This is a genomic window from Achromobacter sp. 46006 (genome assembly GCF_059761975.1).
The window spans coordinates 41,598-50,033 of record NZ_JCBANN010000039.1; the positions used below are offsets into that span (position 1 = coordinate 41,598).

Here is an 8,436-nt window from a genome sequence, read left to right on the forward strand (position 1 = left end):
CATCCCGATTGGGCAAGGCCTCTCGCCTGCTTGGCGACTGGCGCAATGGACAAATGATATGAGTGACACGCTTCTAGAAGTGCGCGGCCTGCGCACCGCATTCCATACCGAGGCCGGCGCGTGGCTGGCGGTCGACGGCGTCGACCTGACCGTGCGCCGCGGCGAGATCGTGGGCCTGGTCGGCGAGTCCGGCTCGGGCAAGTCGGTCACCGGCTTCTCGCTGCTGGGGCTGATCGATCCGCCCGGAGAAGTCGTCGACGGCGAAGTGAAGTTCAAGGGCAACGACCTGCGCAAGCTGTCCGAAGAACAGATGCGCCAGTTGCGCGGCAACCGCATCGCCATGATCTTCCAGGACCCGCTGATGACGCTCAACCCGGTGCTGCGCATCGGCGAACAGATGATGGAAGCCATCCTGACGCACGAGAACGTGCCGCGCGCCGAAGCGCTGGAACGCTGCCGCGAGGCGCTGGCCATGGTCGGCATTCCGTCGCCGGAAAAGCGCCTGAAGAGCTATCCGCACGAGTTCTCGGGCGGCATGCGCCAGCGCGTGGCGATCGCCATCGCCATGCTCAACAAGCCGGACCTCATCATCTGCGACGAGCCGACCACGGCGCTGGACGTGACCATCCAGGGCCAGATCCTGTACCGCATGCAGGAGATCTGCCGCGAGCACAACACGGCGCTGATCTGGATCACCCACGACCTGGGCGTGGTGGCCGAGCTGGCCGACCGCGTGGCCGTCATGTACGCCGGCCGCATCGTCGAGAGCGGCCCGGTCGAACAGGTGCTGGACGCGCCGCTGCATCCCTACACCCGTGGCCTGCTGGATTCGATGCCCGGCGCCACCACGCCGGGCGCGCGCCTGCACCAGATCAACGGCATGGCGCCGAGCCTGGCCGGCCGGCCGTCGGGCTGTGCCTTCCGGCCGCGCTGCACCCGCGCGGTCACGCGCTGCACCGAGCAAGCCCCCACCGTCACCACCGAAGGTTCGCGCAGCTATCGCTGTTACGTCCCGATCGCCCGCGAGGCCGAGCAAGCATGAGTCAAGCCGACACCCCTGTCATCGAACTCAGGAACGTCCACAAGCGCTTCGAACAGCGCCCCGACCTGGCCCAACGCATCCTGGCCCTGGCCGGCCGCCCCATCGACCGACGCACCGTGTATGCCGTCAACGGCGTCGACCTGCGCATCGGCCGCGGCGAAGTCGTCGGCCTGGTGGGCGAGTCCGGCTGCGGCAAGTCCACCCTGGGCCGCGTCGTCGCCGGGCTGCATCGCCAGACCGAGGGCGAATTGCTGTACCAGGGCCAGGACCCGCGCCGCCTGGGCGGGCGCGACAAACTGGCCTACACGCTGGGCGTGCAGATGATTTTCCAGGACCCGCAGGCCTCGCTCAATCCGCGCCAGCGCCTGCGCCAGATCCTGGGTGAATCGCTCAAGGTGCACAAGCTGGCGCCGCCGGCCGAGATCCCCGCGCGCATTGACCAGGCCCTGACCGAAGTGGGCCTGGACACCGAGTACCGCGACCGCTTCCCGCACCAGATCTCGGGCGGCCAGCGCCAGCGCATCGGCATCGCCCGCGCGCTGATGGTGGCGCCCAAGTTCCTGGTGTGCGACGAACCGGTGGCGGCGCTGGACGTGTCGATCCAGGCGCAGGTCATCAACCTGTTCATGGACCTGCGCGAGCAGCACGGTTTCACCTACCTCTTCATCAGCCACGACCTGGGCGTGGTGCGCCACATCTCGGATCGCGTGGCTATCATGTACCTGGGCAAGATCGTCGAGATCTCGACCTCGGCCGAGATCTTCGCGCGCGCCAACCATCCGTACACCCAGGCGCTGATGGCCGAGGTGCCGGACGTGGCGCGCCGCGGCCGCAAGTTCACGCCCATCAAGGGCGAAATCCCGTCGCCGCTGAACCCGCCGTCGGGCTGTACCTTCAACCCGCGCTGCCCGCACGCCATGCCGCGCTGCCGCGAGCAGGCGCCGGCGTTGAAGGAAATCTCTCCGGGCCACTGGTCGGCCTGCCATCTGAACGAAGCCACCACCTGAACGCCATGAAACCCGCTGACATGTCCAACGTGGACCGCATCGCCATCGAAATGGGCCATGCCGGCCGCAACGCCATCGCCTATATCGACGAGGATCGCAATTCCGATCGCCCGTTCAAGCTGCAGACCTACCGCCCCTACGGCTACACCCCGGACCGTCCGGTGGTGATCGTGCAGCACGGCGTGCTGCGCAACGGCGACGAATACCGCGACTTCTGGGTCGAGGCCGCCGACAAGCACAAGCTGCTGATCGTGGCGCTGACCTTCTCCAACGAGATCTGGCCGGGCGTGGAAAGCTACAACAATGGCCGCGTGTTCTCGGCCGGCGGCAATCCGCGCCACATCGACGGCTGGACCTACGCGCTGGTGGGCAACGTGATTCGCGACATGATCGCGGCCGAGATCACCGATGGCGAGAACGTCTACCTGTTCGGCCACTCGGCCGGTGGCCAGTTCGTGCACCGCCTGATGAGCAGCCAGTCGCACGCGCCGTTCAAGGCCGTGGCGGCCGGCAACCCGGGCTGGTACACGCTGCCGACCTTCGACCATCCGTTCCCCGAAGGCATGGACGGGGTCGGCCTGACGGAAGACCACCTGGTCAAGCTGCTGGCTTACCCGATGATGATCCTGGCCGGCGACCAGGACATCGCCACCGACGATCCCAACCTGCCTTCGGAACCGGCCGCCATGCGCCAGGGCCCGCACCGTTTCGCGCGCGCCCACAACTACTTCGAGGCCGGCCGCAAGGAGGCCGAACGCCGCGGCGTGCCGTTCAACTGGACGCTGCAGGTGGTGCCCGGCATCGGCCACGATGGCCGCGCCATGTCCGCGGTCTGCGCCAGCCTGTGGTTCGACGGCGCCATGCCGAGCGACGCCGAGCTGGCCCGCCTGGCCGGCCAGCAGGTCGCCTGAACGTTCCCTTTCATTTCCGCTAGCAGAATCGCCATGTCCTCCACTTCCCGCACTGAACAACTCGTCGCCGGCATCCAGAGCTGGCTGCAATGCGAATCGCCTTCGAACTTCCCCGACGGCATCGCCGCGATGGCCCGCATCATCGCCGACTACGCCGCCGCGGCGGGTCTGACGGTGGAACTGTCCTCCCTCGGCCCCGCCACCGGCCCGCTGCTGTACGCCACCAACCGCGCCCCCGGCGACACCCGCCCCAGCATCCTGATCCTGGCGCACATGGATACGGTGCATCCGGTCGGCACGTTGCTGGAAAACCCGGTGCGCATCGACGGCGACCGCCTCTACGGCCCCGGCAGCTACGACATGAAGGCCGGCATCTACCTGGCGCTGACGGCGCTGGCCAGCGTGGCCCGCCCCGGCGCGACGCAACTGCCGGTGGACTTCCTGGTGGTGCCCGACGAGGAAACCGGCAGCCACGCCTCGCGCGCGCACATCGAACGCTTCGCCGCCAATGCCAAGTACGCCCTGGTGTGCGAACCGGCCCGTCCCAACGGCGGCAAGTGCGTCACGGCGCGCAAGGGCACCGGCATGCTGAACCTGAACGTCAAGGGCCGTCCGGCCCACGCCGGCATGCAGCACGAGAAGGGCCGCAGCGCGATCCGCGAAATGGCGCACCAGGTGCTGGCGCTGGAAGCGATGACGGACTACGAGCGCGGCATCACCGTGAGCGTGGGCACCATCGCCGGCGGCACGGTCACCAACACCGTGCCGGCACTGTGCCGCTGTGTGGTGGACTTCCGCGTGCCCGACATGGGCGCGGCCGAAGACGTGCTGCGCCGCATGCGCGAACTGTGCGCGGTGGGCCCGGACGTTGAGTTGGACATCGACGTGGAACTGAACCGCCCGCCGATGGTGAAGACCGAGGAAGCCGCCGCGCTGCTGGCGCTGGTGCAGGGCTACGCGGAACGCGCCGGTTTCCTGCTGGAAGACGCGCCGATGACCGGCGGCGGCAGCGACGCCAACTTCACTTCGGCCATGGGGATTCCGACGCTGGACGGCCTGGGCGCCGATGGCGACGGGGCGCACACGCTGAACGAGTACATCCTGGTATCGACGCTGGAACAGCGCCTGAAGTTCTGGGAGCTGCTGCTGAAGGAACTGGCGTAACGCCGCATCCATCAGGCGGGCGGCCGTGGCAGCGGCCCGCCCCCCGCGCGCGTCCGGACAGCCTGCGGTCAGGCCCCCCGAGCCTAGTACTTCTCCGGCACGAACATCTCTTCGGGCACCGGATGGCGCAGGTAGTCCTCGTGATGGACGCGTTCGGGCAGTACCACGTCCGCGTGCGTCACCGCCTGGTAGGGCACCTGCTCCAGCAGATGGCTGATGCAGTTCAGGCGCGCCTTCTTCTTGTCATCGGCGCGCACCACCCACCAGGGGGATTCAGGAATGTGCGAGCGCTCCAGCATGACTTCCTTGGCCTGCGTGTAGGCCTCCCAGCGCCGCCGGCTTTCCAGGTCCATGGGGCTCAGCTTCCATTGCTTGAGCGGATCGTCGATACGGCTCTGGAAGCGCGATTCCTGCTCATTGTCAGACACCGAGAACCAGTACTTGATGATCTGGATCCCGCTGCGAACCAGCATCTTCTCGAACTCGGGCACCGAACGGAAGAACTCCTCGTACTCGGCATCGCTGCAGAAGCCCATCACGCGTTCCACGCCCGCCCGGTTGTACCAACTGCGATCGAACAGCACGATTTCGCCGGCGGCGGGCAGGTGCGCGGCATAGCGCTGGAAATACCATTGCGTGCGTTCGCGCGAGGTCGGCGCGGGGAGCGCGGCCACCCGGCACACGCGCGGATTCAGGCGCTGCGTGATGCGCTTGATGACCCCGCCCTTGCCGGCCGCGTCGCGCCCTTCGAACAGCACCACCAGGCGATGGCCGCCATGCATCACCCAATCCTGCAGCTTGACCAGTTCGCCCTGCAAGCGCAGCAGTTCGCGGAAATACTGGCGCCGCTGCGCGTGCCAGCTCTCGCCGCCGGCATTGCCATTGCCCACCCGCCAGTCGTCGAGCTCCATCTCCAGCTCTTCGTCCAGGCTGTCGATCAGGTCTTCCTGCAGACGCAGGTGCCGCTGCAACGCGTCGGCATCGCGTTCAGGCACATTTTCCATGCGAGTCTCCCATTGCCATTGCGCGCCTTGACGCGCGCACGGCGCGCATCGGGCCACGCGCCAGCATGGCAGCCGAATATGACAGGCGATGCGGCCAGGCAGCCCGGCATGGGCCGCCGCCTGTCGCCGGGCACCTGTTACGGGTCAACTGGCCCTAGAATATTCCACCCGAGAGACGCCCCCCCACTAGAACAGCCCATGCAAGCAACCCCCGCCAACAGCGCCATCGCCTACGGCCTGGCCACGATCGCCGCCGACGGCACCATCCTCGATACGTGGTACCCGCGCCCGTCCCTGGCCGACGCGTCGCCGGCCGGCGGCACGCGCCATCTGACGCCGGAAGAAGCCCGCGCCGCGCTGGGTGAACATGTGCCGACCTCGCTCGGACGCGACACCCGCCGCAAGGTCGACATCGTTGCCGTGCGCACCGCCATCGCCGCGCTCGACGCACCGCCCGCCGACGCGCACGACGCCTACCTGCGCCTGCATTTGCTCAGCCATCGACTGATTCGCCCGCATGGCGCCAACCTGGACGGGCTGTTCAACGTGCTTGCCAATGTCGCCTGGACCTCGGCCGGCCCCTGCACCGTCGATCAGGTCGATGCCTTGCGTTGGCAATTGCGTGCCACCGGGCAAGTGCTGGAAATCCGTGGCGTCGACAAGATTCCCCGCATGACCGACTACGTGGTACCCGCAGGCGTGCGCATCGCCGACACCGCGCGCGTGCGCCTGGGCGCCCACCTGGCGGCGGGCACCACCGTGCTGCATGAGGGCTTCTGCAACTTCAACGCCGGCACCCTGGGCGCATCCATGGTCGAGGGCCGCATCAGCGCCGGCGTCGTCGTCGACGACGGCACCGACATCGGCGGCGGCGCCTCCATCATGGGCACCATGTCGGGCGGCGGCAAACAGGTCGTGGCCATCGGCAAGCGCTGCCTGCTGGGCGCCAATTCCGGCATCGGCATCTCGCTGGGCGATGACTGCGTGGTGGAGGCGGGCTGCTACATCACCGCCGGCACACGCGTGCTGACGCCGGAGGGCGCGGTGGTCAAGGCCGTGGAACTGGCGGGCCAGCACGGGCTGCTGTTCCGCCGCAACTCGCAGACCGGCGCGGTCGAGACGCTGGTGCGCACGGCAGCCTGGGGGACTTTGAACCCGGCGTTGCACTCCGGGCACTGATCCGATCCACCGCACCGCATGCGGCGGCCACGCGACGCGCCGCGCTTCAGGCGCCCGGCGGCACCGGCGCGAATGGATGATGCTCGACCCGACCATGGCCGGCGATGATGGCGGTGGACTCGGGCACTTCTTCCCAGGCCCCCGGCATCTCGCTCAAGGGCTCGGACAGCAGCAGGAAGGCGTCATCGTCCAGCGCCGCGACCTTCGGATCGTCGGGATAGAGCTCGCGCAGGTGGCGCACGCAGGTGTTGTGGAACAGCGTGCGCGAATCGCGCTCGCTGGAATAGCGCACCGCGATCAGGCGCTCGCCATCCAGCGCGCAGACCGTCATGTTGATCGGCCGCGCCACGCCGTGGCGCCGGCCGGTTTCCTCTACCGCGCCGACCATGCGCGCCAGCGCCGGCAGCGCGTCTTCCTCCAGGCCGAAGCTCAGCGCCAGCAGGAACATCACCTCGGAATCGGTCGACCCCTCCAACGAGCCGAAGTACGCCGGCGCGATCATCAGCATCAGGTCGCGCCGCAGCAAGGGATAGTCGCGGATCACGCCGTTGTGCACGAACAGCCAGTTGCCGTGGCGGAACGGGTGGCAATTGGTTTCCTGGGCCGGCGTGTCGGTGGCGGCGCGGATATGGGCCACGAACAGCGGCGAATGGATGGCGCGGGCCGCCTCGCGCAGGTTGCGGTCGTTCCAGGCCGGATGCACGCTACGGTAGCGGAACGGCGGTTCCGGCGGTTTGCCATACCAGCCGAGGCCGAAGCCGTCGCCATTGGTGGTGGTGGCGCCCATGCGCGAATGCAGGCTCTGGTCGATCAGCGAGTGCGTTGCCTTGAACAGCACGCTTTCCATTTGCAGGGGACTCCCGGTATAAGCCAGCCAGCGGCACATGATGCGCTCCTTGGAAACAAGCCCCGGCGCGAGGCGGCGGGTGCGTCCCAGTGTAGGAGCCGGGTGCAATTTTCTACAAGCCCGGCGCGAGCGCGTCCGGCAAAGTGCGGGCCTGACCGTATCCGCCGGAGCTTCGCGCCTTGCATACCCCCACCGTTTTCACGCCACAACTGGGCTTTGCCAGCGACAACACCGCCGGCGCCAGTCCGCAGATCCTGGCCGCGCTGCAACGGGCCAATGAGGGACAGGCCCCGGCCTATGGCGCCGACGACATCACCCTGCGTGTCGAGCGCCGCCTGGCCGAAATCTTCGAGCGCGAGGTCGACGTGCTGCTGGTGCCAACCGGCACCGCCGCCAATTCGCTGGCACTGGCGGCGTTGACACCGCCCTGGGGCAGCGTGCTGTGCCACGCGCACAGCCACATCGCCAACGATGAATGCGGCGCGCCCCAGTTCTACAGCGGCGGCGCGCGCCTCACACTGCTCGACGGCGCCGACGCCAAGATCGATCCCGTCCAGCTCGCGCAGGAGGCGCGCCGCAAGGCCGGGGACGTGCATTCGATGCCCCCCTCCTGCGTCAGCATCACCCAGGCCACCGAGACCGGCAGCGTCTACTCGCGCGACGAGATCTCGGCCATCGGCGCCGCCTGCCACGAGGCCGGACTGCCCCTGCACATGGATGGCGCGCGCTTCGCCAACGCCCTGGTCAGCCTGGGCTGCACGCCGGCGGAAATGACCTGGAAAGCCGGCGTCGCGGCGCTGTCGTTCGGCGCCACCAAGAACGGCGTGCTGGGCGCCGAGGCCATCGTGCTGTTCGAACCCGGACGCGCCACGGAACTGGCCTATCGGCGCAAACGCGGCGGCCACCTGTTCTCGAAGATGCGGTTGCTGTCGGCGCAGATGGAAGCCTATCTGGCGGACGACCTGTGGCTGCGCAACGCGCGCCAGGCCAATGCCATGGCGGCGCGGCTGGCGGCCGGCATGGCCGGCCTGCCGGGCGTCGAACTGCAAGGGCCGGCCGAGGCCAATATCCTGTTCTGCCGGCTGCCCGCCGCCGCCATCGACGGCCTGTTGGCGCAAGGCTTCCGCTTCTATCATGACCGCTGGGGCCCAGGCGTGGCACGGCTGGTCACGTCGTTCAGCACGCGTGAAGCGGACGTCGACCATTTCCTGGCGGCATTGCGGGCGCAGTTGCGATAAGCCCACGCGCGGCGCCGCTGCGGCGGGCCGTTGCGGCGCCGCGC

The 8,436-nt window shown here is 68.4% G+C and carries 8 protein-coding genes; 6 read left to right on the forward strand and 2 right to left on the reverse strand.

Annotated features, from left to right (window positions below):
- Window positions 1-58 precede the first annotated feature (58 nt).
- Genes AC6LKG_RS18085 through AC6LKG_RS18100 form a run of 4 tightly spaced genes read left to right on the forward strand, consistent with a single transcriptional unit; the run spans window position 59 to window position 4,124 of the window.
- Complete coding sequence (locus tag AC6LKG_RS18085; RefSeq protein ID WP_498166464.1) at window positions 59-1,042, forward strand: ABC transporter ATP-binding protein; 984 nt, start codon at window positions 59-61, stop codon at window positions 1,040-1,042.
- On the forward strand, window positions 1,039-2,049 hold the full coding sequence (locus AC6LKG_RS18090) for an ABC transporter ATP-binding protein (protein WP_498166467.1): 1,011 nt from the start codon (window positions 1,039-1,041) through the stop codon (window positions 2,047-2,049). Before AC6LKG_RS18085 ends, AC6LKG_RS18090 begins: the two co-directional genes overlap by 4 nt.
- Before the next feature lie 5 nt (window positions 2,050-2,054).
- The gene (locus AC6LKG_RS18095) at window positions 2,055-2,960 is read left to right on the forward strand and encodes a prolyl oligopeptidase family serine peptidase (RefSeq protein ID WP_498166469.1); all 906 of its coding nucleotides are present in this window, start codon (window positions 2,055-2,057) and stop codon (window positions 2,958-2,960) included.
- Window positions 2,961-2,993: 33 nt separating this feature from the next.
- Complete coding sequence (locus tag AC6LKG_RS18100) at window positions 2,994-4,124, forward strand: M20 family metallopeptidase (protein ID WP_498166471.1); 1,131 nt, start codon at window positions 2,994-2,996, stop codon at window positions 4,122-4,124.
- Window positions 4,125-4,207: 83 nt separating this feature from the next.
- Here AC6LKG_RS18100 and ppk2 read toward each other — a convergent pair whose 3' ends face one another.
- Window positions 4,208-5,128, reverse strand: a complete 921-nt coding sequence (ppk2, locus tag AC6LKG_RS18105; RefSeq protein WP_498166472.1) for a polyphosphate kinase 2 — start codon at window positions 5,126-5,128, stop codon at window positions 4,208-4,210.
- 198 nt (window positions 5,129-5,326) lie between these two features.
- On the opposite strand from ppk2, the gene dapD reads away from it, so the two are divergent.
- The gene (gene dapD, locus AC6LKG_RS18110; RefSeq protein ID WP_498166474.1) at window positions 5,327-6,307 is read left to right on the forward strand and encodes a 2,3,4,5-tetrahydropyridine-2,6-dicarboxylate N-succinyltransferase; all 981 of its coding nucleotides are present in this window, start codon (window positions 5,327-5,329) and stop codon (window positions 6,305-6,307) included.
- 46 nt (window positions 6,308-6,353) lie between these two features.
- Here dapD and AC6LKG_RS18115 read toward each other — a convergent pair whose 3' ends face one another.
- Complete coding sequence (locus AC6LKG_RS18115; protein WP_498166477.1) at window positions 6,354-7,193, reverse strand: class II glutamine amidotransferase; 840 nt, start codon at window positions 7,191-7,193, stop codon at window positions 6,354-6,356.
- Between the two features lie 140 nt (window positions 7,194-7,333).
- Here AC6LKG_RS18115 and AC6LKG_RS18120 point away from each other — a divergent pair, with 140 nt between their 5' ends.
- A complete protein-coding gene (locus AC6LKG_RS18120; RefSeq protein WP_498166480.1) occupies window positions 7,334-8,392 on the forward strand; it encodes a threonine aldolase family protein in 1,059 nt (352 codons plus the stop codon).
- The last annotated feature ends 44 nt before the right edge of the window (window positions 8,393-8,436 follow it).

Bases quoted from the DNA above. Each gene is read 5' to 3' on its own strand.
- AC6LKG_RS18085 (WP_498166464.1), top strand. From the start codon at position 59: ATGAGTGACACGCTTCTAGAAGTGCGCGGCCTGCGCACCGCATTCCAT.
- AC6LKG_RS18115 (WP_498166477.1), bottom strand. From the start codon at position 7,193: ATGTGCCGCTGGCTGGCTTATACCGGGAGTCCCCTGCAAATGGAAAGC.
- AC6LKG_RS18100 (WP_498166471.1), top strand. From the start codon at position 2,994: ATGTCCTCCACTTCCCGCACTGAACAACTCGTCGCCGGCATCCAGAGC.
- AC6LKG_RS18090 (WP_498166467.1), top strand. From the start codon at position 1,039: ATGAGTCAAGCCGACACCCCTGTCATCGAACTCAGGAACGTCCACAAG.
- AC6LKG_RS18095 (WP_498166469.1), top strand. From the start codon at position 2,055: ATGAAACCCGCTGACATGTCCAACGTGGACCGCATCGCCATCGAAATG.
- dapD (WP_498166474.1), top strand. From the start codon at position 5,327: ATGCAAGCAACCCCCGCCAACAGCGCCATCGCCTACGGCCTGGCCACG.
- ppk2 (WP_498166472.1), bottom strand. From the start codon at position 5,128: ATGGAAAATGTGCCTGAACGCGATGCCGACGCGTTGCAGCGGCACCTG.